Below are 23,423 nucleotides of genomic sequence, written 5' to 3'. Positions count from 1 at the left end.
ATGAACGACGCCCGGCCGGGATCACTCCCGGCCGGGCGTCGTGGCTGGTCTCGTACGGTCGCCGGGCGCTCCGGCAGCCCGATCAGTCGTTGGCGACCACGGGGTAGCGTGGCTCGTTCTCGGCCATCTGCCGCAGCGCGTCCTTGCGGTCGCGCTTGGACAGCCGGTCGATGTACAGGTAGCCGTACAGGTGGTCGGTCTCGTGCTGGAGGCAGCGGGCGAAGTAGCCGGTGCCGCGCACCTTGACCGGGTTGCCCTTCTCGTCCTGGCCGGTGACCTCGGCGTAGTCGGGTCGCGCGAGCGGCGCGTACGCGGTCGGCACCGAGAGGCAGCCCTCGTTGCTGTCGTCCAGGCGGCGCGCGGCGGCGGGCAGCTCGACCAGCCTGGGATTGCAGATCACGCCGGTGTGGCGCACGCCCTCGTCGTCCGGGCAGTCGTAGATGAAGACCTTCAGGTCCACGCCGATCTGGTTGGCGGCGAGTCCCACGCCCTCGGCGGTGCGCTGGCTGGCGAACATGTCCGCCACCAGCTGCTCCAGCTCGGGGCCGAACTCGGTGACGTCGGCGCACTCCTTGTGCAGCACCGGGTTGCCGACGACCGTGATCGGCCGCGAGGTCCCGCGCTCGCGCCAGGCCAGCTCGCGCTCCTCGCAGTCCTCCGTGTCGACGACATAGCCCTCGTCGTCGACGGGGAGCACGCCCGCGTGCTGCTGATCGGTGTCCTGCTGAGCCATGACCGACGTACGCCTTCCTCAAAAAACCACGGGAGAGATTGCTGATACAGCCTACGTGGATCGCACTCCCCAGGGGCGCGGGGAACTGCGCGAGCAACCACAAGAGACCCGCACCCGGCCGCGAAGCTCAACACACCTCTTCGAGATCCCGCCAGTCCCGCGAATCCGGACTGTCCGCGACCCACCCGTCCAGCAGCCCCCGCACAAGTGAGGCCGGGGCGGCCACCCCGCACTCCCTCTCCGGCACCCAGAGCCGCCCATCGGTCCGGTGCCCCAGCGGCCCCGGATGCCCCGGCTCACTGTGGTCGTGCGGATCGAGATGCTCCCCCTCGCCCTCGTCCGACGGCATCCGCGACTCCGAGCACATCCGGCACAGCAGCCGCACGGAGGAGGACCAGTCCTCCGCCGCGAACCCCGCGTCCGCGGCCAGCCGCTCCAGCGCGTCCCGGTCCGCCTCGGTCGCCGCCTCCAGCAGGACCACCCAGGTGGGCACGGGCGAGGGCGCCCACAGCTCGATCTCGTCGAAGACCGGGTAGGAGTGGCCGGCGGACGTGGTGCGCTCACCGTGCGGGACGCCGTCGTGCAGCACGACCTCGCCCCAGCGGCGCCCCGAGGACGGCAGCGGGATGGACAGCACCTCGATCCGGGCGGGGTCCAGCCTGCGGCCCCACACCACCTCGGCCTCGCCTTCGGGGGAGAGCCGTACGGCCGCGCTGCCCAGCTCCATGCCGAGCGGCTCGCCGGGCACGGCGGAACCGCCGGGGACCTTGAGGCCGTAGGCCTGCCAGGCGCGGCGGGCCAGCGGCCAGTCCTGGAGGGCGGTGGCGGCGATGCCGACGTTCCACCAGTCGGGGGCGCCGGTCTCGCGGTCCAGGAGGGCCACGGCGCGCAGTCCGGCCGCGCGGGCCTGCTCCCAGTCGTGCCGGAACTTGTGCAGCAGGGCGAGGTTGAACCAGGACTCGGCGAGCCAGGGTTCGAGATCGGCGGCGCGGGTCAGCAGTTCGCCCGCGTCCTCGTACCGTCCGTCACCGATCAGGGTGAAAGCCCGGTCGGTGGCCTGCCGCCAGGAGGCGGAGGGCCGGTTCCGTCCCTTGCCGAAGATCCTCACGATTCCCGCCTGCCAGTTCCATTTCCGCACAGTGGGCTGGCTTGTGCCCCCGGACACCGTCTCCCTCGCATCCAACCACGTGCGAAGGGACGGCCGCTCATTACCCATCGGTTACCCGGCGACCGGCAGGAGCAGACAGTCGCGGGACAGGACGCGCGCGAGCGCCTCCACCACCTCCGGAGCGTAGTCCCCGCCGGTGGCGAGCCGCAGTTCCTCCAGGGCGCGCAGCGGTCCCTCGGGCCCGGCGTCGCGCGCCTTCTCCTCGTACGCGTTCACCGCGCGCACGATCCGTGCGGCCGGCGGCTGCTCCCGGTAGGGGTCGGCCTGCCGCTCGACCACCACGGCGACCTCCGGGGACACCCCGGTCTGCCGTACGACGGCGCCGCCGAGCAGGGCGATGCGCCGCTGTTCCCGGCGCGGCAGCACCGCGGTGGCCCCGGCGCGCACCGGGTCGACCAGGCTGAGCTGGCCGATGTCGTGCATCAGCGCCGCGTACTCCAGGACGGTCAGCTCGGGACCGGTCAGGCCCAGGTCACGGCCGACGGCGAGGCTGAGCGTGGCGACGCGGCGGGCGTGTCCGGCGGGGGTGTACCCGGCGATCTCGGTGGCGCGGGCGAGGGAGGCGATGGTCTGCCGGTAGGTGGCGCGCACGGCCGCGTACCGGCGCACGGAGAGCTGGGTGAGCAGCAGGGGCAGACAGAACACCGGTAGCGCCCACAGTCCGACCACGGCCACCGCGAGCGCCATCACCGCGCCGGTGGCGCACACGGCCGAGCCGATGCCGAGCAGTCCGCGCAACTCCTCGCGCAGCAGCGGTCCGAAGGGCCAGCGGGCCCGGCAGTGGGCGAGGGCGGCGGCCAGCACGGCGTCGCACAGCGCGGTCAGCGCGAGGAGGGCGACGAGCAGCAGCACGTAGGAGGGACCGCTCCAGTGGGTGAACGTGCCCCGGGCGTAGAGGGGCTGGAAGCAGACGGCGGCGAAGCCGACGGTCAGGACCCGGCGGGCGAGGTGGTCCAGGGTGGGGGTGCGGCCGCGCCAGATGTGCGGGACGCCGCCGAGCAGGGTGGCGGCGAGGACGACGGTGACGATCTGGGCGGCGCCGTGCCGCGCGGGGTGTCCGGCGTCGGCGCCGAGGAGGGCGTAGGCCAGCGATCCGGCGGTGCCCAGCGGCGCGGTCTGCCGGGCCTCGGGGCCGCTCCAGCGGGTGAGTTCGCCGACGGCTATGAGCACGCCGAAGGCGAGCGCGGTGCCCCGCCCCTCGACGCCGGTCCACAGGGTGGCGGTGAGCGCGGCGGCGGCGGTGAGCGCGGCGGCGCCGTGGATGAGCCGCAGGGCGGTCATCGGCCGCCCCGGCGGGCGCGTGCGGTCGTCGTGGCGTCCGTCGTCATCGGTGGGCCCCCGTGCGGTAGTGCGTGCGCTGCCTCGGCGGCTGCGGCCGGGCGGGTTCGTCGGCGGTGACGGCGGGCCGCCAGCCGTGCCGGTTCAGGGCGGCGGCGAGCGCGGTCACCATGCGGGGGTCGAACTGGGCGCCCGCGCACCGCTCCAGCTCCGCCACGGCTACGGCGACGGGGCGCGCCCGGCGGTAGGAGCGGGTGGAGGTCATCGCGTCGAAGGCGTCGGCGACGGCGACGACCCGGGCGCACTCGGGGATCTGGGCGCCCGCGAGACCGTAGGGGTAGCCGGTGCCGTCGAGGCGTTCATGGTGGTGCAGGATCGCGGCGCGGGCCTCGCCGAGGAAGGAGATGCCGCGCACCATCTCGTGGCCGTACTCGGGATGCAGCTCGATGATCCGGCGCTCCTCGGGGGTGAGTGGGCCGTCCTTGCGCAGCAGCCGGGTGGGGACGCCGAGCTTGCCGACGTCGTGCAGGATGCCGGCGAAGCGCAGGACCTCCACGCGGTCGTCGTCCATGCCGAGTTCGCGGGCGATCATCACGGAGGCCTGGCCGACGCGCTCGCTGTGGCCGCGGGTGTAACCGTCCTTGATGTCGACGGCCTGCACCAGGGCGCGGATGGTGGCCTGGTGGGCGGTGCGTTCGCGGTGGTACTGGGCGAACACCCAGCAGGAGACGCCCATCGGCAGCAGGACGAGGAGGGCGGCGACGGGACCGTAGGGGCTCTTCCAGAGGACGGCCGTCATCAGCCCGGCAAGACCGTGCACGGCGACCGGGGCGAGGGAGCGGGCGAACGGGTCCCGCCAGGTGCGGCGCAGGGCGCCCCGCCCCCAGGCGGGCGCGGCCGTGACCGCGGCCTGCATCGCGCCGTCGAGGACGGTGAGCACCAGGCAGAAGGCGAGGACGGCGGCCCCGGCGGGCAGCAGGACGCGCGGGAAGGCGGGGTGGGCCACGGCGTCGGCGCCGCCGAGCGCGCGGTGGGTGGCCGCGGCGGCCCACACGGCGAGCGAGGAGCGCGCGGCCCGCCACACGCGCCGGGCCGGGGCGGCCGGGTGCCCGGCCGGGGAGAGCAGGGCGGCGGGCAGCGGGACCAGCGCGGCGGCGGCCGGGGTGAGCAGGAAGGCCGCGGCGAGCAGGACGGGGTAGAAGGTGCCGCCGAAACGGCGGCGCACGATCTGGTCGCAGAGCGCGTAGAGGGCGGCGAGCAGCAGGGGCGCCCGCCAGGCCGCGAGGAGCCCGGCGAACCAGTCGCCGGTCAGGGGGACACCGGCCGGCGGGCCGTCGGTCAGCGGCAGGACGCACAGCAGGGCCAGTAGGGCGGCGCAGGCCACGCAGGCCCGCGCTCTCGCCGGAACCGCCTCCATGCGCCCTCCCCGACCATGCCTGTCCTGGCTGGGGAGCCTAGGGCGGTGGCCGGGGGCCTGGGGCTTACGAGACGGGGATTAGCACGTTCGGGTGAAAGCGGGCGAAACTCCGGTGAGTCTCACGCGCTCGCGGGCATCAGCCGTGTGCGGGCCTCAGCTCTCGCGCGCCACCGCGGTCACGTCGTGCTCGGGGACGGCCTGGCCGGAGCGGATCAGCTCAATCCGCCCCATGACCTTGGCCCGCAGGTCGGCGGGGACGTCGTCATGTCCGCAGCACCGCTTGACCAGCTTCTTCACGGCCTGCTCCAGGCCGTACTTCTCCAGGCAGGGCGAGCATTCCTCGAAGTGGTGCTGGAACTTGTCGCGGTCGACGTCCGGCATCTCACTGTCGAGGAACTCGTACAGATGGTCGAGGACCTCACCGCAGTCCGTCTCGTGCGGCTCTCCGCAGCTCATGAGCCCGAGCCTTTCGCTTCGTTCGACTCTCCGGCGCCGGCCGGGACCAGACCGCGGTCACGGGCGTAGTCCTCCAGCATGCCGCGCAGTTGACGGCGGCCCCGGTGCAGCCGGGACATCACCGTACCGATGGGTGTCCCCATGATGTCCGCGATCTCCTTGTACGCAAAGCCCTCGACGTCCGCGAGATAGACGGCGATGCGGAACTCCTCGGGGATCGCCTGAAGCGCCGCCTTCACGTCGGAGTCCGGCAGATGGTCGAGCGCCTGCGACTCGGCCGAGCGCAGCCCGGTCGACATGTGCGACTCGGCGCGCGCGAGCTGCCAGTCCTCGATCTCCTCGGCCGCGCTGCGCTGGGGTTCGCGCTGCTTCTTGCGGTACGAGTTGATGAAGGTGTTGGTGAGAATCCGGTAGAGCCACGCCTTGAGGTTCGTGCCCTCGCGGAACTGGTGGAAGGACGCGTACGCCTTCGCGTACGTCTCCTGCACCAGGTCCTCGGCGTCGGCCGGGTTGCGCGTCATGCGCAGCGCGGCCGAATACATCTGGTCGAGGTATTCGAGCGCGTCCCGCTCGAAGCGCGCGTTGCGCTCCGTGCCGGTCTCGGAGCGCGCCTCGGCCGCTCCCGCGCTCACGCCCTGGCCCTCGGGCAGCTCCGCCTGGCCGTTGTCGGCACCCGCGTCGGTCCCAGTGACCGGACCCACCTCCTCAAGTTCCCGGGCAGGACCGAAGCCGGTCCCACTCGATTCGGAGGATAGAACACGACCCGTGCCCGCCGCCGCTCGAACGGGAGCGGCCTTGGCCGCGTGCAGCACCGTCCAGTCCAGGTCGGCACGGTTGCTGCTACGGCTGGGACATGCGGTCGAACCCATGCGGTTTCCTCTCCTGCGACGGTCTCGGTCCCGGCGCTCCAGCGCTTCTGTCCGCCACAACAGCGGTGCGCCGCCGGGCATTCCCGGGCGTCACCCGAGTGACACGGTCCACCGCACGACCCCGTCGGTGACGGCCTTCAGCGCCTCTTCCTGGGTGAGCGGGGAGCGCTTGGGCACCGTGAGTCCATGGTCGGCGTCCGGCACCGCGACCAGCTCGAATCCGCCCTCGGGAAACTCCTCCGGCCGCCCGAACGGGTCGTTGCCGCCCTGGACGACGAGCGTGGGCACCCCGGCCCCGAGCAGTTCGTCCGCGCGGGACTTCTCGGGCTTGCCGGGGGGATGCAGCGGGAAGCTCAGGGCCAGCACGGCGCGGGCACCCAGCTCGCCGGCGGTACGACAGGCGACCCGGGCCCCGGCACTGCGCCCACCGGCGATCACCGGCAGCCCCATCCCGGTCACCGCCGGCCAGATGCCCCGCCACCCCGCGTCCAGGGTCTTCGGCGCGGGCGCGACCTTCTTCCCGGCAACCCGCCACGGCTGCTCCACCAGCACCACGCTCACCCCGTGCCTCGGCAACACCCCCGCCAGCGCCCGAAGATCCCGCGCCTCAACACCCCCACCCGCCCCATGCCCCACAGCCATCACCCACCGCGCGTCCTGCGCACGGTGCCAGGTGAGCCGGGCGGTCCCGATGTCGGTCTCGACGATCTCGATCACGGGGTTCCTCCGCCGTCAGGACGCGTGGTCGTCCGCCGAGGCGCTGCCGAACCCGGCCTCCAGGCGGTACACGATCTCGGAGTTGAGGGACCTGCGGGCGAGCTTGGCCTGAGCGACCAGCCACTCGTGCAGGTCGGCGGGCAGGCGGAGGGTGATGCGCTTCTCTTCAACCATGACTCCAAAGTAGTGGATTTCCACCTCTTGAAGAGTGTCAGAATGACACCATGACGACACCGGATCAGGGTGCGCGGGACATCGGGCACGCCCGGTATACCTACCGCCTGCGCGTGTCGTCGACCGCCCGCACCGGCCTTGGGGCCGAATGGGCACGCTGCCGGTGGGTCTGGAACGAATGCGTGGCCATGTCCCGCAAAGTCCACGCCCTGAACCGGGACGCCGCCGAGAAGACGACGTGCGGCCCGGCACAGCTCGACATGATGCTGACCGAGGCCCGCGCGGCCATGGGATGGCTGCGTGAGGGCTCGTCGGTGCCGCAGCAGCAGACCGTCCGTGACTTCGGCAAGTCCCGCGCCAAGGCGCTCAAGGACGTCAAAACAAGGCTGCCGATGCGGCAGCGCGCGGGAATGCCCCGCATGAAGCGCAAGCGCGCGACACTGCCCACGCTGAACTACACACGGCGCGGTTTCCGTCTGAAGGACGGCCGCCTTCATCTGGCGGGCGGGATCGTCCTGACGGTGGTGTGGTCCCGCGAGCTCCCGACCGCCCCCTCCTCGGTGCGCGTGTACCAGGACGCGGCCGGGCACTGGTACGCGTCGTTCGTCGTCGCCGTCCCGGCCCAACCGCTCCCGGAAACGGGCGCCGTCCTCGGCGTGGACTGGGGTGTGAAGGAGACCGCCACCACCACGTCCGATGCTCATGACCTTCCCCACCCGCAGCACGGGAAGACCGCAGCGCAGCGCCTCGCCCGCTACCAGCGGATGATGGCCCGCCGGAAACCCGTGAACGGCCAGGCGCCCTCGCGTGGCTACCGGCAGGCGAAGAAGCAGACGGCCAAGCTGCACAAGAAGGTGGCGCGGCAGCGGCAGGACACCGCCCGCAAATGGGCCAAGCGCGTGGTGCGTGACCACGATGCGATCGCCGTCGAGGACTTCCGGCCCAAGTTCCTCGCGAAGACCACTATGGCCCGCAAGGCCGCCGACGCGGCGATCGGTGCCACCAAGCGGGCCCTGATCGAGATGGGCCGCAAGCATGGACGGGACATCCGCCTCGTCCACCCCGCGCACACCACCATGGACTGCGCGTCGTGCGGAGCGAGAACCAAGCACGCACTCCCGCTGTCGGAACGTACCTACACCTGCACCGCCTGCGGAGCCTCGTCCCCCAGAGACAAGAACTCCGCACGCGTGATGCTCGTCCGGGCTGGTCTCGACCCGGCTGGTGCCGAGGGCGTAGGACCTCCCGGACCGCTGGTCCGGGAGGCAGCCTGAGCCAGGAATCCCCGCTCTTCAGGGCGGGGAGGACGTCAAATCAGAACAGTGTGCCCTCCTCCGGTCCCTCCAGCTCCTTCAGGAGTTCCGGGCCGTTGTTGCGGACGTTGCTGACGGCGGTGGGGACCGGGTAGGCGCGCATCAGGCCCTCGGGGGGCGGGGTGAGCAGGGGGCGGAGTTCTTCGGGGTCGGTGCGGGTGGGGTCGAGCCAGGCGTCCCAGCGGTCGGGGGTGAGCATCAGGGGCATGCGGGGGTGGATGTCGGCGAGCGCCTGCGGGCCTTCGGCGGGGGCGACCGCGAGCGGGCTCCGCTCGGCCTCGGTGGTGATCACCGAGCAGGTGGCCCACCAGGCGCGGGGGTCGTCGGGAGGCAGGGTGGCGTCGCGCCAGAACTCGTACAGCCCGGCCATGGCGAACACCGAGCCGTCGGCGGGCAGGACGAAGTACGGCTGCTTGCGGGGCCGCTTCTTCTTGCCCTCGACCTCCAGCTCGCGTTCCTTGTCGCCGGTGACCCACTCGAAGTAGCCGTCGGCGGGCAGGACGCAGCGGCGGGCGGCGAAGGCGCGGCGGAAGGCGGGCTTCTCGTGCACGGTCTCCGCGCGGGCGTTGATCATCCGCGCGGCGCCCTCCGGGGTCTTGGCCCAGGACGGCACCAGTCCCCACTTGAGCCTGCGCAGCTGACGGACCGGACGGCGGTCGTCCGCGTCCTTGAGGGGGCGGTCGAGGACGGCGTAGACCTCCTTCGTGGGGGCCACGTTGTAGTCCGGGGCGAGGGTTTCCTCGGCATCCCACTTCTGGATCTCGAAGATTCCCGCGAGATCCTCGGGCCTACGACTCGACGCATACCGTCCGCACATACGTGCCACAGTGCCAGATCCGGCCCGGAGGGCGGGGGAGAGTCCCCCGATCCCGCGCCTCGCGACGGCGCGTGTTCGCCGTCCGGAACGATCGCCGCCGCATCTGCGTCTCACAGACCACCCGCACGTACGACCACGAGGGAGCCACCCGCAGCCATGGACGTCAGCACCGCCGCCGGACTCTGGGACCGGCTCATCGGCACCCAGCCGGGGCCCGACCTCTGGGTGGTCCTGGTCACGCTGGCCGCCGCGCTCGTCGCGGTGGTGCCGCACGGGCTGTGGCGCGTGTCCCGCAACGCGATCACCATCGCGCACGAGGGTGGCCACGGGATCGTCGCGCTGGTCACGGGCCGGCAGCTGACCGGGATTCGCCTGCATTCGGACACCAGCGGCCTCACCCTCAGCCGGGGCAAGCCGTACGGCCTCGGCATGATCCTCACGGCCGCCGCGGGCTACACCGCGCCGTCCCTGCTGGGCCTCGGCGGCGCCGCCCTGCTCGCGGAGGGCCGCATCACCCTGCTCCTGTGGGTGGCGACGGCGCTGCTGCTGGCGATGCTGGTGATGATCCGCAACGCCTACGGCGTCCTCACCGTGGTGCTGACCGGCGGCACCTTCCTGCTGGTCTCCTGGCTGGCGGACTCCCCGGTCCAGGCCGCCTTCGCCTACGCGGTGGTCTGGTTCCTCCTCCTCGGCGGTGTCCGGCCGCCCTTCGAGCTCCAGTCCAAGCGCCGCCACGGCGAGGCCGGCGACTCCGACGCCGACCAGCTCGCCCGCCTCACCCACGTCCCGCCGGCCCTGTGGCTGTTCCTCTTCCACGCGGTGTCGCTGTGCTCGCTGATCGGGGGCGGGGGGTGGCTGCTGGGGCAGCGGTGACGGCTGCGCCCGCCCGCACGGCGCGCGGGAGGCGCCGTACCCCGTCCACCCCGTGGACGGTGCCCCGTACGGCGGGCGCCCGGGCAGGGGCCGCCTTATAGAGTGGGCCCATGCCCGAAATCCCCGCCCTCTGGCCCGCCCCGCACGCGACCGGACCCGTCGACGCGACGGTTCATGTGCCCGGGTCCAAGTCGGTCACCAACCGTGCCCTCGTGCTCGCCGCCCTCGCCTCGGAGCCGGGGTGGCTGCGCAGGCCGCTGCGGTCGCGCGACACGCTGCTGATGGCGGGCGCGCTGCGGGCGATGGGTGTGGAGATCGAGGAGGGGGTCGGCCCGGACGGTTCCGGGGAGGCCTGGCGGGTGCTGCCGACGGGGCTGCGCGGCGGCGCGACGGTGGACGTGGGCAACGCGGGCACCGTGATGCGCTTCCTGCCCCCCGTGGCCGCGCTGGCCGACGGTCCCGTCCGCTTCGACGGCGACCCGCGCTCCTACGAGCGTCCGCTGCACGGCGTGATCGACGCGCTGCGCACGCTCGGCGCCCGGATCGACGACGACGGCCGGGGCGCGCTGCCGCTGACCGTGCACGGCGCCGGGGCGCTGGACGGCGGCCCGGTGTCGGTGGACGCGTCCTCGTCCTCGCAGTTCGTCTCCGCGCTGCTGCTGTCGGCGCCCCGCTTCAACCAGGGCGTGGAGGTCCGCCACACCGGCGCGACGCTGCCCTCGCTGCCGCACATCCGGATGACGGTGGACATGCTGCGCGCGGTCGGCGCCCAGGTGGACACCCCGGAGTCGGGCGGCGAGCCGAACGTGTGGCGGGTGACGCCGGGCGCGCTGCTCGGCCGGGACCTGACGGTCGAGCCGGACCTGTCCAACGCCCAGCCGTTCCTGGCGGCCGCCCTGGTCACCGGCGGCAAGGTGCTGATCCCGGACTGGCCCGAGCGCACCACCCAGCCGGGTGACCGGCTGCGGGAGATCTTCACCGAGATGGGTGGTTCCTGCGAACTCACCGAGTACGGGCTGGTGTTCACCGGTTCCGGCGCGATCCACGGCATCGACGTGGACCTGGGTGACGTGGGCGAGCTGACCCCCGGCATCGCCGCGGTGGCCGCGCTGGCCGACTCCCCCTCGACCCTGCGGGGCGTGGCCCACCTCCGGCTGCACGAGACGGACCGGCTGGCCGCGCTCACCAAGGAGATCAACGAGCTCGGCGGTGACGTCACGGAGACGGCGGACGGTCTGCACATCCGCCCGCGCCCGCTGCACGGCGGTGTCTTCCACACCTACGAGGACCACCGCATGGCCACGGCCGGCGCGGTCATCGGGCTGGCGGTGAAGGACGTGGTGATCGAGAACGTGGCGACGACCGCGAAGACCCTGCCCGACTTCCCCGAGCTGTGGGCCGGGATGCTCGGGAACTGACGGGCGGACTGGAACCATGCGCCGCTACGGCAAGCACACCGACGAGGACGACATCCGGACCCGTCCCAACCGCAAGGGCAACCGCCCGCGCACCCATATCCGCCCCAAGCACGAGGACGCGGCCGAGGGCATGGTCCTCACCGTGGACCGGGGCCGGCTGACGTGTCTGGTCGACGGCCGCACGGTGACCGCGATGAAGGCCCGTGAACTGGGCCGCAAGGCGGCCGTGGTGGGCGACCGGGTCGCGCTCGTCGGCGATCTGTCCGGCACGAAGGACACCCTCGCGCGGATCGTCCGCATCGAGGAGCGCGCCTCGGTGCTGCGCCGCACCGCCGACGACGACGATCCCTACGAGCGCGTGGTGGTGGCCAACGCCGACCAGCTCGCGATCGTCACCGCCCTCGCGGACCCCGAGCCGCGCCCCCGGCTGATCGACCGCTGTCTGGTCGCCGCGTTCGACGGCGGTCTGGAACCGCTGCTGGTGATGACCAAGTCGGACCTGGCCTCGCCGGACAAGTTCCTGGAGCTGTACGGCGATCTGGACATCCCCTACGTGGTCACCAGCCGCGAGGAGCTGGCGAGCGGGGCGGCGGCGGAGCTGGTGCGCGAGCATCTGGACGGCCGGATCACCGCGTTCGTCGGGCACTCCGGCGTCGGCAAGACGACCCTGGTCAACGCGCTGGTCCCGGAGGACCGGCAGCGTACGACGGGTCATGTCAACGCGGTGACCGGGCGCGGCCGGCACACCACGACCTCGGCGCTCGCGCTGCCGCTGGCGGACGGCCGGGGCTGGGTCGTGGACACCCCGGGCGTACGGTCCTTCGGGCTCGCGCACATCGACCCCTCGCGCGTGATCCACGCCTTCCCGGACCTGGAGCCGGGCACCGAGGGCTGTCCGCGCGCGTGCGGCCACGACGAGCCGGACTGCGCGCTGGACACATGGGTGGCCGAGGGTCACGCGGACCCGGCGCGGCTGTACTCGCTGCGCCGGCTGCTGTCGACGCGGGAGCGCAGGGAAGGCGACTGAGCCTCGTGTGGTTTGCCGGGGTCCGGGGTCGGTAAGTGCATAATCGCACCGAGCCGGAGATCCGGACCTACGGGAGGACAGCACATGGCGTGGCTGCTGGTCATCGTCGCCGGGCTTCTGGAGACCGGCTTCGCCGTGTGTCTGAAGCTCTCGCACGGGTTCACCCGGCTCTGGCCGACGATCGCCTTCGCCGCGTTCGCGCTGGGCAGCTTCGGGCTGCTCACGCTCTCCCTGAAGAAGCTGGACGTGGGTCCCGCCTACGCCGTGTGGACCGGCATCGGGGCGGCGGGCACCGCGATCTACGGCATGGTCTTCCTCGGTGACCTGGTGTCCACGCTGAAGATCGTCTCCATCTGTCTGGTCGTCGCCGGGGTGATCGGCCTCCAGCTGTCGGGCTCGGCGCACTAGGTCCGCCGAGCCCGCTGGGTCCGATGGGCCCGCCTCACGTCGGCAGCACCTCGCGCACGCGCGGGAAGTGGCAGGCGGCGCCGTCCCCCTCGAACCGGGGCACCTCGTGCGCGCACCGCTCGCGCTCGTCCTCCTCCAGCCCGGCCTGGAGCGGGCAGCGGGCCCGGAAGCGGCAGCCGTCGTAGCGGCGGGTGGGGCTCGGCGGGTCTCCGGCGAGCAGGATGCGCCGGCGTGCCCGCTCGCGCACCGGGTCGGGCAGCGGTACGGCGGACAGCAGGGCCTGGGTGTAGGGGTGCCGGGGCCGGGCGAAGACCTCGTCGACGGGTCCGGCCTCCACCGTGCGGCCGAGGTAGACGACGCTGACCCGGTCCGCGATGTTCCGTACGACCGACAGATCGTGGGAGACGAGCAGATAGGCGAGCCCCAGCTCCTCCTTCAGCCGCTGGAGCAGGTCGAGCACCTCGGCCTGGACGGACACGTCGAGCGCGGAGACGGGTTCGTCCAGGAGCAGGAGTTCGGGTGCGACGGACAGGGCGCGGGCGATGCCGACGCGCTGGCGCTGGCCGCCGGAGAACTCGTGCGGGTAGCGGTCGGCGTGGCCGGGGTCGAGGCCGACGCGGGCGAGCAGTTCCGGTACCGCGCGGGCGGCGGACGTCCGGTCGGCGCCCTGGGCGCGCAGCGGTTCGGCGACGATGTCCCCGACCGGCATCCGGGGGTCGAGCGAGGCCATCGGGTCCTGGAAGACGACCTGGACGCGCCGTCGCAGCTCCCGTCGCTCGGCCTGGGTGAGGGTGCCGAGCCGCTTCCCGAACAGCTCGACGGTGCCGCCCTCGGGCGCGGCGAGTTCGAGCAGTTCGAAGAGGGTGGTCGACTTGCCGGAGCCCGACTCCCCCACGACGGCCAGGGTCTGGCCGCGCCGCAGATCGAGGTCGACCCCGTCGACGGCGTGGACGGTGCCGGTGCGGCGGCGCAGGACGGCGCCGGTGCGGACGGGGAAGGTGCGGGTGAGCCCGCGCACCGTGAGCACGGGCTGGCCGGTGGCGGGCGCGGGGACGCGCGGGGTGTCCAACCGGGGTACGGCGGCGAGCAGTTCGCGGGTGTAGGGCTCGCGCGGGCTGCCGTAGACCTGCTCGGCGGTACCCTGTTCGACCACGCGGCCGTCCCGCATGACGGCGACCCGGTCGGCGGTGCCGGCGATGACCCCGAGGTCGTGGCTGACCAGCAGCATGGCGGCGCCGGTGGCGCGTTGGGCGGTGCGCAGGACGTCGAGGATCTGGGCCTGGATGGTGACGTCGAGGGCGGTGGTGGGTTCGTCGGCGAGGAGGACGTCGGGGTCGTTGGCGATGGCCATGGCGATCATGGCGCGCTGGCGCATTCCGCCGGAGAACTCGTGCGGGAACGCCCGGGCGCGCAGGGCGGGTTCGGGGATGCCGACGAGTTCGAGCAGTTCGGCGGCGCGGGCGGCGGCGCGGGCGCGGGAGATGTCGTGGTGGGCGCGGACGGCCTCCGCGATCTGGTCGCCGACGCGGTACACGGGGGTGAACGCGGACAGCGGGTCCTGGAACACCATCGCGATCCGGCGGCCCCGGACGGCGTTCAGCTCGCGCTCGGGCGCGCCGAGGAGTTCGGTGCCGTCGAGGCGTACGGAGCCGCGCGCGACGGCGTTGCCGGGGAGGAGGCCGAGGACCGCGAGGGCGGTGGCGGACTTCCCCGAGCCGGACTCGCCGACCAGGCCGAGGACTTCGCCCCGGTCGAGGGTGAGGTGGACGTCGCGTACGGCGGGTCTGCCGTCGAAGTCGACGTCGAGTCCGGTGAGTTGGAGCAGCGGGGGTGTGCTCACCGGGTCACCGACCCGGTGGTGGGGTCCAGGGCGTCGCGCAGTCCGTCGCCGACGAGGTTGACCGCGAGGACGAGGACGACGAGCAGTCCGGCGGCGAAGAAGAACATCCACGGGTAGGTCACGGCCGCGCCCGTGCCGGAGGCGATCAGGGTGCCGAGGGACACGTCGGGCGGCTGGACGCCGAAGCCGAAGTAGGACAGCGCGGTCTCGCTCATCACCGCGCCGCCGACCTGGATGGTGGCGTCGATGATCAGGAAGGAGGCGACGTTGGGCAGGACGTGCCGCCAGATGATCCGGAAGGGTCCGACGCCCATGTACCGCGCGGCGCGCACGAATTCGCGCTCCTTGAGGCTGAGCGTCATGGACCGTACGACCCGTGCGGTGATCATCCAGCCGAAGACGGCGAGCAGTCCGACGAAGGCGAACCAGCCGCCGGAGCGCAGCCGGGGCGAGACGATGGCGATGATCAGGAAGGAGGGGAAGACGAGCAGCAGGTCGACGGCGAAGGTGAGCAGCCGGTCGGCCCAGCCGCCGAAGTAACCCGCGCAGGCGCCCACCAGCGAGGCGAGCCCGGTGGACAGGACAGCCACCAGCAACCCGATGACCAGGGATTTCTGCAGCCCGCGCACGGTCTGCGCGAACACGTCCTGGCCGATCCGGTTGGTGCCCCACCAGTGGTCGGCGCCGGGGGCGGCGCGCAGTGCGCCGTAGTCGACGTGGCTGTAGGACCACGGGGTGAGGTACGGCCCGGCGAAGGCGAGCAGGAAGAGCAGCGCGAGCACGAGAGCTCCGGCGAGCGCGGCCCGGTGCCGTGTGAAGCGGCGCAGCACCAGGGCCGCACGGCCCGCCGGGACCTTCGCGGCAGGGGCGGGGACGGGGGTGAGGGTGGTGGTCATCGGGCCTGCCGTACGCGGGGATCGAGGGCGGCGTGCAGCAGGTCGGCGAGGAAGCCGGACAGGAGCACGGTGACGGCGGCGAACACGTTGACGGCGACGACGGAGTTGACGTCGTTCTTGCCGATGGACGCCACGAACCACTCGCCCATGCCGTGCCAGCCGAAGATCGTCTCGGTGAAGGCGGCGCCGGTGAACAGGGCGAGGAAGCCGTAGGAGAAGTAGGTCGCCATGGGCACGAGGGCGGTGCGCAGCCCGTGCCGGAGCAGGACCGTGCGGCGGCCGAGCCCCTTGGCGCGGGCGGTGCGCAGGAAGTCGGAGCCGAGCACGTCGAGCATGGTGCTGCGCTGGTAGCGGCTGTAGCCCGCGGCGGCGAACAGGGCGACGGAGAGGGTGGGCAGCAGCAGATGCCCGGCGCGGTCGCCGAGGACGGCCCAGAAGCCGCCGGTCAGGCCGGGGGTCTCTTCGCCGGTGAACCGCAGGTCGGTGCCGGTCGTCTGGTTGACCCAGATGGCGCCGGTCTTCAGCAGGATCGCCAGCAGGAAGACGGGGGTGGACAGCAGCGCGAAGGAGACGACGGTGAGCGCGCGGTCGCCGAACCGGTACTGCCGCGCCGCCGTCCACGCCCCGGCCAGCACCCCGGTGGCCGTGCCGAGGACGGTGCCCGCAAGCAGCAGCCGCAGGCTGACCCCGACGCGCCGCCCGAACTCGGCGTCGACGGAGGTGCCGTCGATGGTCTCGCCGAGGTCGCCGCGCAGGGCGCGGCCGCCCCAGTGCAGGAAACGGTCGCGCAGCGGCTCGTGGTCGTTGACGCCCAGCTCGGTGAGGTGGTGGTCCACGGCGCTCGCGGACAGCGGCGGCTGCCGGCCCTCGTAGGCAGCGCGCGGATCGAGCGCCAGGGAGGCGAGGACGTACGACAGGCAGACGGCGGCCAGCAGCAGCACGGCGTGGTAGCCGAGGCGTTTGGCCAGGTAGGAGAGCACGTCAGAAATGGTCCAGTCCTCTTGTTGCGGCAACGTGAAGAGAACATGTCAGAAATCCGGGAGCCCTCCCCCGGCGGTCGTGCGCCGTTCTACGTTCTGCCCGTCGGGTCCGCCCGGCACGGCCGGGCCCCGCCGCCCGGTCCGGGAGATTCCGCCGACCCCGCAAAGGACACCGCCATGCGTCACGCCTCCGCCGCAGCCTGGATCGCCGCCACGGCGGCCGTCGCGTCGCTGGTGTCCGGCTGCGGCTCCCCGGACCACACCGCCGCGCACAAGAAGGCGGCGCCCCGGGCCGACGGCCAGGACATCAACGCCCGTCCGCTCTCCGGCATCAGACAGGGCGGCCGGCTGAACCTGGCGATCTCCCAGTGGATCACGCAGTACAACATCAACACCGTCGACGGCGCCCAGGGCGACGCCCAGGAGATCGCCCGCACGGTGCTGCCCCACCTCTTCCACTCCGACGCCAGGGGCGCGATCCACGCCAACCCCGACTTCCTGGTCTCCGCGAAGGTCACCTCCACCTCCCCGCAGACGGTCGAGTACCGGCTGAACCCGAAGGCGAAGTGGTCCGACGGCACCCCGCTCGGCTGGCGCGACTTCCGCGCCCAGTGGCAGGCCCTCAACGGCCACGACCAGGCGTACGAGGCGGCCGACAGCTCGGGCTACGACCAGATCGCGAAGGTGGCCCAGGGCGGCGACGCGCACACGGTGAAGATCACCTTCTCCTCGCCGTACGCCGACTGGCAGCGGCTGTTCGACCCGCTCTACCCGGCGAAGTACACCAGCACCCCGAAGCAGTTCAACAAGGGCTGGTCCGAGAAGGCGCCCGTCACCGGGAACGCGTTCAAGATCGGCTCCTACGACAGGACCACGCAGACCATCACCCTCGTGCGCGACCCCAAGTGGTGGGGGAACAAGCCGAAGCTGGACACGATCGTCAACCGCGTCATCGACTTCAGCGCCCGCACGGAGGCGTATCTCAACAAGGAGCTGGACTCCGCGAACGCGCTGCTGCCCGAGGACTACCAGCGGCTGGTGAAGGCGCCGGACACGGACATCCGGCGGGGCGCGCGCTGGGACGAGGTGCACATCACGCTCAACGGCGCGCGCGGGCCGCTGAAGGACCTGCGGGTGCGCCAGGCGGTCCAGCACGCCGTCGACCGCAAGGGCGTCAACGAGGCGTTCGCGAAGGACCTCGCCTTCCGGCTGGCCCCGCTCGACAACCACTTCTTCATGCCCAACCAGCAGGGCTACCGCGACACCTCGGGCGGCTACGCGACCTACGACCCGAAGGCGGCGGGCAAGCTGCTCGACGCGGCCGGCTGGAAGGACAACGGCGAGGGCAGGCCGCGCACCAAGGGCGGCAAGCAGCTCACCCTGGACTACGTCCTCAGCTCCGGCGGCACCTCCGCCCAGTTCGACCAGGCCGAGCTGGTGCAGCAGCAGCTGGCCCAGGCCGGGATCAAGGTGAACCTGAAGAAGGTCCCGGCCAACGACTACTTCAGCCGGTTCGTGAACCGCGGCGACTTCGACCTGACCAGCTTCCGCAACGTCGACGCCGTCTTCCTCACCACGCTGACCCCGGTCTTCCAGCAGCCGCGCGGCCGCAACCTCTTCCAGAACTTCGGCTCGGTCGGCTCCCCGAAGATCGACGCCCTGCTGAAGAAGGCGGGCCAGAGCACCGACCGCGCCGAGGCGGCCAGGCTGTACAACGAGGCCGACACCGAGATCTGGCGGCTGGGCCACTCCATCGAGCTGTACCAGCGGCCGCAGATCAACGCCGTACGCTCCGACCTCGCCAACTACGGCGCGGAGGGCCTCGCGGACGTCGACTACACCAAGGTCGGCTGGCTGAAGAAGGCCGGGAAGTAGCTCACGGCCGGCGCCCGCGCAGGGCGCCGCCGATGAGCCCCGCCATGCCGCCCGCACCCGGCGGCACCGCCACGCAGGACAGCGCGATACGGGCCGCCAGCTCGCAGGAGAAGGCGAGTTCGGCCACGTCGGCGGGGGCGGCGCCGGGCGCGGACAGCGCGGTGACCGCCCGGTCGCGCACGATCCGCAGGAGGTCGCCGGGCGAGGGCAGCGGGCCGTCCGCCCGGCGCTGCGCCGGGACGGCGGAGGAGGACGGCACCCCGGACAGCACCGGCGCGGGCAGCCGCTCGCTCCAGCAGCCGGTGAGCATGGCCCGCACCAGCACGTTGTCCCGGGCGGCGGACGCCGTCCACTCGGCGGTGGCGGTGAGCCGCTCGTGCGGGTCGGCGTGCGCGGCGAGCGCCCGCTCCACCCCGGCGAGATAGCCGTCGGCCTCCCGCCGGACCAGCGCCCTGGCCAGGCCGTCCTTGCTGCCGAACTCGTTGTAGAGGGTCTGCCGGGACACCCCGGCGGACGCGGCCACGTCGACCATGCGCACCGCGGACCACGGCCTGCGGGTGAGTGCGGTGAACGCGGCGTCCAGCAGCGATTCCCGGGCTGCGGGCATCATCGTCTCCCTGGGGCGAGCGACTCTGCGCCCAGGTTTGACGCGCGCCGGGGCACTGTCAAGGGGCCGGGAGGCCCCAGGGGGCGCGCTTCGGACAGCGCGCCGTTCCGCGCGCCCCCTGGTCCTCCGCACACCTGCGCGGACCGTCCTGTGGTGGCCGCACACACCTTCGCGCGGTATCCCCACACCACCCGCGCGCACCCCCATGTGGCCCGGTTGCGGCCCTGGCCGATACCGTTCGTCACATGCCGGACTATCTCGACGACCTGCGCCTCGCCCACGTTCTCGCGGACGCGGCCGACGCCGCGACCATGGCCCGCTTCAAGGCGCTCGACCTGAAGGTGGAGACGAAGCCGGACATGACGCCGGTGAGCGAGGCGGACAAGGCGGCCGAGGAGATCCTGCGCGGCCAGCTCCAGCGGGCCCGCCCGCGCGACGCGGTCCTCGGCGAGGAGTACGGCGTCGAGGGCACCGGGCCGCGCCGCTGGGTGATCGACCCCATCGACGGCACCAAGAACTACGTGCGCGGCGTCCCCGTGTGGGCGACGCTGATCTCGCTGATGGAGGCGGGCGAGGGCGGCTTCCGGCCGGTCGTGGGCCTGGTCTCCGCCCCGGCTCTCGGGCGCCGCTGGTGGGCCGCCGAGGGGCACGGCGCCTTCACCGGGCGCAGCCTGACCTCCGCGTCCCGCATCCACGTCTCCGGCGTGGAACGGCTCGCGGACGCCTCCTTCGCGTACTCCTCGCTGACCGGCTGGGAGGACCAGGGGCGCCTCGGCGGCTTCCTGGACCTGACCCGGGCGGTGTGGCGCACGCGCGCGTACGGCGACTTCTGGCCGTACATGATGGTGGCCGAGGGCGCCGTGGACCTCTGCGCGGAGCCGGAGCTGTCCCTGTGGGACATGGCCGCCAACGCGATCATCGTCACCGAGGCGGGCGGCACGTTCACGGGCCTCGACGGCAGGCACGGGCCGCACAGCGGCAACGCGGCGGCCTCCAACGGCCCGCTGCACGAAGAGCTGCTGGGGTATCTCAACCAGCGCGACTGAGCCGCCACCCTCCAGCGCTGCGGCCGGGCCCGTCGACGGCACGGCTGAGACCGCCCCGGCGCCCGGCGTGCCCCGCACGCCCGCCGGCGGCCGCACGCGCCCCCTTGTTGACCCCCTCTTTACCTGGCAGTCTGGGAAGCGACCCCACTTGTGAATTCGTGAATCCGCGCCTCGCGCCCGGGTTCCGAGGAGGTGGCTCCATCCCATGCTCGTCCGTGACGCCATGAGCACGGTGGTCCTCACCGTCGGCCCCGCCCACACCCTCCGCCAGGCAGCCGCCCTGATGTCCGCGCGCCGCGTCGGCGCCGCCGTGGTCCTCGACCCCGACGCCGGCGGCACCGGCATCCTCACCGAGCGCGACATCCTGAACTCCGTCGGCCTCGGCCAGAACCCCGACACGGAGACCGTCCAGGCGCACGCCACCACCACCGCCGTCGTCTTCGCCGCCCCGGGCTGGACGCTGCGGGAGGCGGCCCGCGCCATGACGCACGGCGGCTTCCGGCACCTGGTCGTCCTGGACGGCGGCGAGCCCGTCGGCATCGTCTCGGTCCGCGACATCATCCGCTGCTGGGCACCCGCCCGGGAGCCCGAACCGGCCCTCTGAACCCCGCTCTCTCCGCATTGGATCGAGTCCAGGATGATTCAGGTTCCAAAATCACACCTGTTCGGGATCTGACCAGGCGGCTGTTACGCTGGCTGCCATGAGTGACCTTCTGGAACGGCTGCGTGGACGCGGCTGGCGCCTGACCGCGCAGCGCCGCGTCGTGGCCGAGGTTCTCGACGGAGAGCACGTCCATCTGACCGCCGACGAGGTCCACGCGCGCGCGGTGGCCAAGCTGCCGGAGATCTCCCGCGCGACCGTCTACAACACGCTGGGCGAGCTGGTCTCGCTCGGCGAGGTCCTCGAAGTCTCCACGGACCGCCGCGCCAAGCGCTACGACCCCAACGCGCACCGTCCGCACCATCACCTGGTCTGCGCCCGCTGCGGCGCGATCCGCGACGTACACCCGACCGGCGACCCGCTGACCGACCTCCCCGACACCGAGCGCTTCGGCTTCACGGTCTCGGACGTCGAGGTGACGTACCGGGGACTGTGCCCGGACTGCTCGGCCGCCGCCTGACCGCACCTTCGCCGCCGCTCCCCTCGGGGGGGGGCGGCGCACTCATGTCCGCACGCACAACGACCGAGGGCCGGAATCCATCTCTGGATTCCGGCCCTCGGGCTTCAGTAGCGGGGACAGGATTTGAACCTGCGACCTCTGGGTTATGAGCCCAGCGAGCTACCGAGCTGCTCCACCCCGCGTCGATGAATATGACACTACGCGAGACCTGCCCGGTGAGGCAAATCCATTGCGCACGACCCCTCGGCGAGGCCGTTCGCCCAGGTCACGCGGACAGCTCCTCCCGCAGCGCGTCCCGCAGCCGCGCCGCGCGCCGGGCGACCTCCTCCGGCCCCAGTTCCACGGCCCGGTCGGCCCAGCGCTGACCCGCGTCCAGCTCACCGCGCCGGGCGCAGACCAACGCGAGGCGCAGCGCCGCGCGGCCGTGGCCCGCGCCGGCGGCACGCTCCCACCAGACCGCGGCCTCCGGCTCGCTGCCCTCGCGGGCCAGCAGCAGGCCGAGGTTGAAGGCGCCGTTGCGGGAGCCCGCCTCGGCGGCCTCCCGGTACCAGCGCGCGGCCTCGACGACGTCGCCCCGGGCCGCAGCGAGCATGCCGACCCGTACCTGCGCGCGCCGGTGCCCGAGGCAGGCGGCCCGCTCGTACCACTCCTCGCACTCGGTCTTGTCGTGCGTGATCTCGCCCAGCTCGTGCGCGGGCTCCGGCGGCCGGCGGGCGTCGAGCACGGCGGCCAGCCGGTAGGCGGCCTCGGCGCTGCCGCCCCCCGCGGCGCAGCGCAGATACCGTTCTGCGGCCTGTTCGTCGCCCTCGCGCAGCCGGGCGATGCCGACCTGGAGCGCGGCCTCGGTGTGCCCCGCCGCGGCCGCCCGCTCGTACCAGCGCAGGGCGCTCGCGGCGTCCTCCTCGGTGCTGCGCCCGGAGTGCAGGATGCCGAGGTTGAAGGCGGCGTCCACGCTGCCGGCCTCGGCGGCCTTGGAGAACCAGGGCTCGGCGCCCCGGGTGTCGCCGACCTGGAGCAGCAGGATGGCCAGCGCGTTGGCGGCCTCCCGGTGCCCGGCGTAGGCGGCGCGCCGGTACCACTGCTCGGCCTGGGCGGTGCGGCCCTGCTCGGCGCAGAGCAGGCCGAGGTTGTAGGCGCCGTTGTCGTCGCCGGCGTCCAGGGCGGCCCGGTACCAGCGCTCGGCGGTCTGGGTCTCGCCGCGCTCGGCGTGCAGTGCGCCGAGCGCGTTGGCCGCGTTGCCGTCGCCGCCCTGGGCGGCGCGCAGCCACCACATGGCGGCGCCCTCGGTGTCGCCCGCGTCGCGCAGCAGGAAGGCGAGCGCGCAGGCGGCGCGGGACTCGCCCTCCTTGGCGGCGGTCAGATACCAGCGGCCGGCCTCCTTCAGCTCGCCGCGCCGCTCCAGGATGCCGCCGAGGTGCAGGGCGGCGAGGTGGTGGCCGCGCGCGGCCGCCTGCCGGTACCACTGCTCGGCCTCGGCGAGGTCCTCGCGGTCCGTGCCGGGGCGCCCGAGTCCGAGGTCGGCCTTGAGGTCGAGGGCGCGCGCGAGACGGTAGGCGGCCTCGCGGTGGCCGCGTTCGGCGGCGGCCCGCATCCAGCGCCGGGCGTCGGCGTCCCCCCGGTGCTCCAGGAGATCGGCGAGCGCGTAGGCGCCCAGCACATGGCCCTGCTCGGCGGACTGGCGCAGCCAGTACTCGGCGGCGGGCTCGTCGCCGCGCTCGCGGTGGTGACGGCCGAGCGCGTGCGCGGCGGCGGCCGAGCCGGCCACGGCGGCGATACGCCACCAGCCGGCGGCCTCGTCGGGATAGCCGCGCTGGTGCAGCAGGACGCCGAGGTTGTTGGCGGCGGCCCGGTCACCGGCCGCGCTCGCGGCTCTCAGCTGCGGTTCGGCGCCGTCCAGATCGCCCCGGCGCAGCAGGATGGCCCCGAGGAGGCTGGCCGCCTCGGCGTCTCCGGTGCGCGCCGCCATGCGCAGGCGCACTTCCTCGGCGGCTTCCCCCGTCTCGTCGATGGACGGCTCCTCGCCCGAAGGCTGTGCAAATCGCCCCGTTCCGAACAGAGTTGCCTTGTCCCCCATAACGTCCATCGTCGCACCACCTGCAACCTGGGTACACCCGGTGTACCGCAGTCCGTGAGGTCACTTCAGCGTTTTGTCGACATGCCCACAGAGAGACAAGTCAAACACAGTTCCGCCAACTCCCCATGGCGACAGGGCCGGTTCGGCCCCCCGTACATGGGTTCGCACACCACGAAGGCCCGGATCTCGTGTGAGATCCGGGCCTTCGTCTTCAGTAGCGGGGACAGGATTTGAACCTGCGACCTCTGGGTTATGAGCCCAGCGAGCTACCGAGCTGCTCCACCCCGCGTCGTTGTGTTGCAACCGTACCACGACG

23 protein-coding genes and 2 tRNA genes are annotated in these 23,423 nt (G+C 72.9%); 9 read left to right on the top strand and 16 right to left on the bottom strand.

Features of this window, described 5'->3' with window-relative positions; translation table 11 throughout:
• Positions 1 to 82 precede the first annotated feature (82 nt).
• From def to AB0898_RS03880, 8 genes are all read right to left on the bottom strand, one after another.
• Entirely contained in the window at positions 83 to 733 is a 651-nt protein-coding gene (def, locus tag AB0898_RS03915; protein WP_366801206.1) for a peptide deformylase, read from the bottom strand.
• A 127-nt stretch (positions 734 to 860) separates the two neighbouring features.
• Entirely contained in the window at positions 861 to 1,841 is a 981-nt protein-coding gene (locus AB0898_RS03910) for a hypothetical protein (protein ID WP_361777295.1), read from the bottom strand.
• Between the two features lie 111 nt (positions 1,842 to 1,952).
• Positions 1,953 to 3,182, bottom strand: coding sequence for an HD domain-containing protein (locus AB0898_RS03905; RefSeq protein ID WP_366801205.1), 1,230 nt, complete (start codon positions 3,180 to 3,182; stop codon positions 1,953 to 1,955).
• A 43-nt stretch (positions 3,183 to 3,225) separates the two neighbouring features.
• The gene (locus tag AB0898_RS03900) at positions 3,226 to 4,596 is read right to left on the bottom strand and encodes an HD-GYP domain-containing protein (RefSeq protein ID WP_366801204.1); all 1,371 of its coding nucleotides are present in this window, start codon (positions 4,594 to 4,596) and stop codon (positions 3,226 to 3,228) included.
• Between the two features lie 153 nt (positions 4,597 to 4,749).
• Positions 4,750 to 5,052: a mycothiol system anti-sigma-R factor gene (rsrA, locus tag AB0898_RS03895; protein WP_199584977.1), complete on the bottom strand. Its 303-nt coding sequence runs from the start codon at positions 5,050 to 5,052 to the stop codon at positions 4,750 to 4,752.
• Positions 5,049 to 5,753, bottom strand: a complete 705-nt coding sequence (locus AB0898_RS03890) for a sigma-70 family RNA polymerase sigma factor (RefSeq protein ID WP_199584978.1) — start codon at positions 5,751 to 5,753, stop codon at positions 5,049 to 5,051. The genes rsrA and AB0898_RS03890 overlap by 4 nt, the downstream gene beginning before the upstream one ends.
• A gap of 258 nt (positions 5,754 to 6,011) precedes the next feature.
• Positions 6,012 to 6,638, bottom strand: coding sequence for an alpha/beta family hydrolase (locus AB0898_RS03885; protein WP_366801203.1), 627 nt, complete (start codon positions 6,636 to 6,638; stop codon positions 6,012 to 6,014).
• Between the two features lie 15 nt (positions 6,639 to 6,653).
• On the bottom strand, positions 6,654 to 6,812 hold the full coding sequence (locus AB0898_RS03880; RefSeq protein ID WP_366801202.1) for an Arc family DNA-binding protein: 159 nt from the start codon (positions 6,810 to 6,812) through the stop codon (positions 6,654 to 6,656).
• 50 nt (positions 6,813 to 6,862) lie between these two features.
• On the opposite strand from AB0898_RS03880, the gene AB0898_RS03875 reads away from it, so the two are divergent.
• Positions 6,863 to 8,086, top strand: coding sequence for a transposase (locus tag AB0898_RS03875; RefSeq protein ID WP_366801201.1), 1,224 nt, complete (start codon positions 6,863 to 6,865; stop codon positions 8,084 to 8,086).
• A gap of 40 nt (positions 8,087 to 8,126) precedes the next feature.
• Here the strand turns inward: AB0898_RS03875 and AB0898_RS03870 are convergent, their stop codons facing one another.
• Positions 8,127 to 8,942: an SOS response-associated peptidase gene (locus AB0898_RS03870; RefSeq protein WP_366801200.1), complete on the bottom strand. Its 816-nt coding sequence runs from the start codon at positions 8,940 to 8,942 to the stop codon at positions 8,127 to 8,129.
• Positions 8,943 to 9,098: 156 nt separating this feature from the next.
• Between AB0898_RS03870 and AB0898_RS03865 the strand changes: the two genes are divergently transcribed.
• The 4 genes from AB0898_RS03865 to AB0898_RS03850 all read left to right on the top strand — a co-directional run bounded on the left by AB0898_RS03865 (position 9,099) and on the right by AB0898_RS03850 (position 12,668).
• On the top strand, positions 9,099 to 9,815 hold the full coding sequence (locus tag AB0898_RS03865) for a M50 family metallopeptidase (RefSeq protein WP_366801199.1): 717 nt from the start codon (positions 9,099 to 9,101) through the stop codon (positions 9,813 to 9,815).
• Positions 9,816 to 9,925: 110 nt separating this feature from the next.
• Positions 9,926 to 11,233, top strand: coding sequence for a 3-phosphoshikimate 1-carboxyvinyltransferase (gene aroA, locus AB0898_RS03860; protein WP_366801198.1), 1,308 nt, complete (start codon positions 9,926 to 9,928; stop codon positions 11,231 to 11,233).
• Positions 11,234 to 11,249: 16 nt separating this feature from the next.
• Positions 11,250 to 12,260, top strand: coding sequence for a ribosome small subunit-dependent GTPase A (gene rsgA, locus AB0898_RS03855; RefSeq protein WP_366801197.1), 1,011 nt, complete (start codon positions 11,250 to 11,252; stop codon positions 12,258 to 12,260).
• An 84-nt stretch (positions 12,261 to 12,344) separates the two neighbouring features.
• Positions 12,345 to 12,668 carry a multidrug efflux SMR transporter gene (locus AB0898_RS03850; protein ID WP_161181474.1) on the top strand — a complete coding sequence of 108 codons (324 nt, stop codon included), beginning with the start codon at positions 12,345 to 12,347 and terminating at the stop codon, positions 12,666 to 12,668.
• A gap of 34 nt (positions 12,669 to 12,702) precedes the next feature.
• Here AB0898_RS03850 and AB0898_RS03845 read toward each other — a convergent pair whose 3' ends face one another.
• The 3 genes from AB0898_RS03845 to AB0898_RS03835 are packed head-to-tail and all read right to left on the bottom strand — an operon-like array spanning position 12,703 to position 16,384.
• Positions 12,703 to 14,508: an ABC transporter ATP-binding protein gene (locus AB0898_RS03845; protein ID WP_366801196.1), complete on the bottom strand. Its 1,806-nt coding sequence runs from the start codon at positions 14,506 to 14,508 to the stop codon at positions 12,703 to 12,705.
• Entirely contained in the window at positions 14,505 to 15,404 is a 900-nt protein-coding gene (locus AB0898_RS03840) for an ABC transporter permease (RefSeq protein WP_366801195.1), read from the bottom strand. The genes AB0898_RS03845 and AB0898_RS03840 overlap by 4 nt, the downstream gene beginning before the upstream one ends.
• Positions 15,401 to 16,384, bottom strand: coding sequence for an ABC transporter permease (locus AB0898_RS03835; protein ID WP_366801194.1), 984 nt, complete (start codon positions 16,382 to 16,384; stop codon positions 15,401 to 15,403). The genes AB0898_RS03840 and AB0898_RS03835 overlap by 4 nt, the downstream gene beginning before the upstream one ends.
• A gap of 177 nt (positions 16,385 to 16,561) precedes the next feature.
• Here AB0898_RS03835 and AB0898_RS03830 point away from each other — a divergent pair, with 177 nt between their 5' ends.
• Positions 16,562 to 18,259, top strand: coding sequence for an ABC transporter family substrate-binding protein (locus AB0898_RS03830; RefSeq protein ID WP_366801193.1), 1,698 nt, complete (start codon positions 16,562 to 16,564; stop codon positions 18,257 to 18,259).
• A gap of 1 nt (position 18,260) precedes the next feature.
• Here AB0898_RS03830 and AB0898_RS03825 read toward each other — a convergent pair whose 3' ends face one another.
• Positions 18,261 to 18,866 (bottom strand): TetR/AcrR family transcriptional regulator, encoded by a 606-nt coding sequence (locus tag AB0898_RS03825; protein WP_366801192.1) that lies wholly within the window; start codon positions 18,864 to 18,866, stop codon positions 18,261 to 18,263.
• 245 nt (positions 18,867 to 19,111) lie between these two features.
• Between AB0898_RS03825 and hisN the strand changes: the two genes are divergently transcribed.
• The 3 genes from hisN to AB0898_RS03810 all read left to right on the top strand — a co-directional run bounded on the left by hisN (position 19,112) and on the right by AB0898_RS03810 (position 21,033).
• Positions 19,112 to 19,912, top strand: a complete 801-nt coding sequence (gene hisN / locus AB0898_RS03820; protein WP_366801191.1) for a histidinol-phosphatase — start codon at positions 19,112 to 19,114, stop codon at positions 19,910 to 19,912.
• A 205-nt stretch (positions 19,913 to 20,117) separates the two neighbouring features.
• Positions 20,118 to 20,516: a CBS domain-containing protein gene (locus AB0898_RS03815; RefSeq protein ID WP_366801190.1), complete on the top strand. Its 399-nt coding sequence runs from the start codon at positions 20,118 to 20,120 to the stop codon at positions 20,514 to 20,516.
• Positions 20,517 to 20,613: 97 nt separating this feature from the next.
• On the top strand, positions 20,614 to 21,033 hold the full coding sequence (locus AB0898_RS03810) for a Fur family transcriptional regulator (RefSeq protein WP_366801189.1): 420 nt from the start codon (positions 20,614 to 20,616) through the stop codon (positions 21,031 to 21,033).
• A 108-nt stretch (positions 21,034 to 21,141) separates the two neighbouring features.
• Here AB0898_RS03810 and AB0898_RS03805 read toward each other — a convergent pair.
• The 3 genes from AB0898_RS03805 to AB0898_RS03795 form a co-directional block, all read right to left on the bottom strand.
• Positions 21,142 to 21,215, bottom strand: a tRNA-Met gene (locus tag AB0898_RS03805).
• Positions 21,216 to 21,298: 83 nt separating this feature from the next.
• Positions 21,299 to 23,116: a tetratricopeptide repeat protein gene (locus AB0898_RS03800; protein ID WP_366801188.1), complete on the bottom strand. Its 1,818-nt coding sequence runs from the start codon at positions 23,114 to 23,116 to the stop codon at positions 21,299 to 21,301.
• 206 nt (positions 23,117 to 23,322) lie between these two features.
• Positions 23,323 to 23,396, bottom strand: a tRNA-Met gene (locus tag AB0898_RS03795).
• Positions 23,397 to 23,423 lie beyond the last annotated feature (27 nt).

Origin of the sequence: Streptomyces sp. NPDC005435, assembly GCF_040703155.1 — a bacterium.
Taxonomy (GTDB): domain Bacteria; phylum Actinomycetota; class Actinomycetes; order Streptomycetales; family Streptomycetaceae; genus Streptomyces.
The sequence above is the reverse complement of the archived record's forward strand: the minus strand, read 5'-3'. Positions and strand labels throughout refer to the sequence as shown.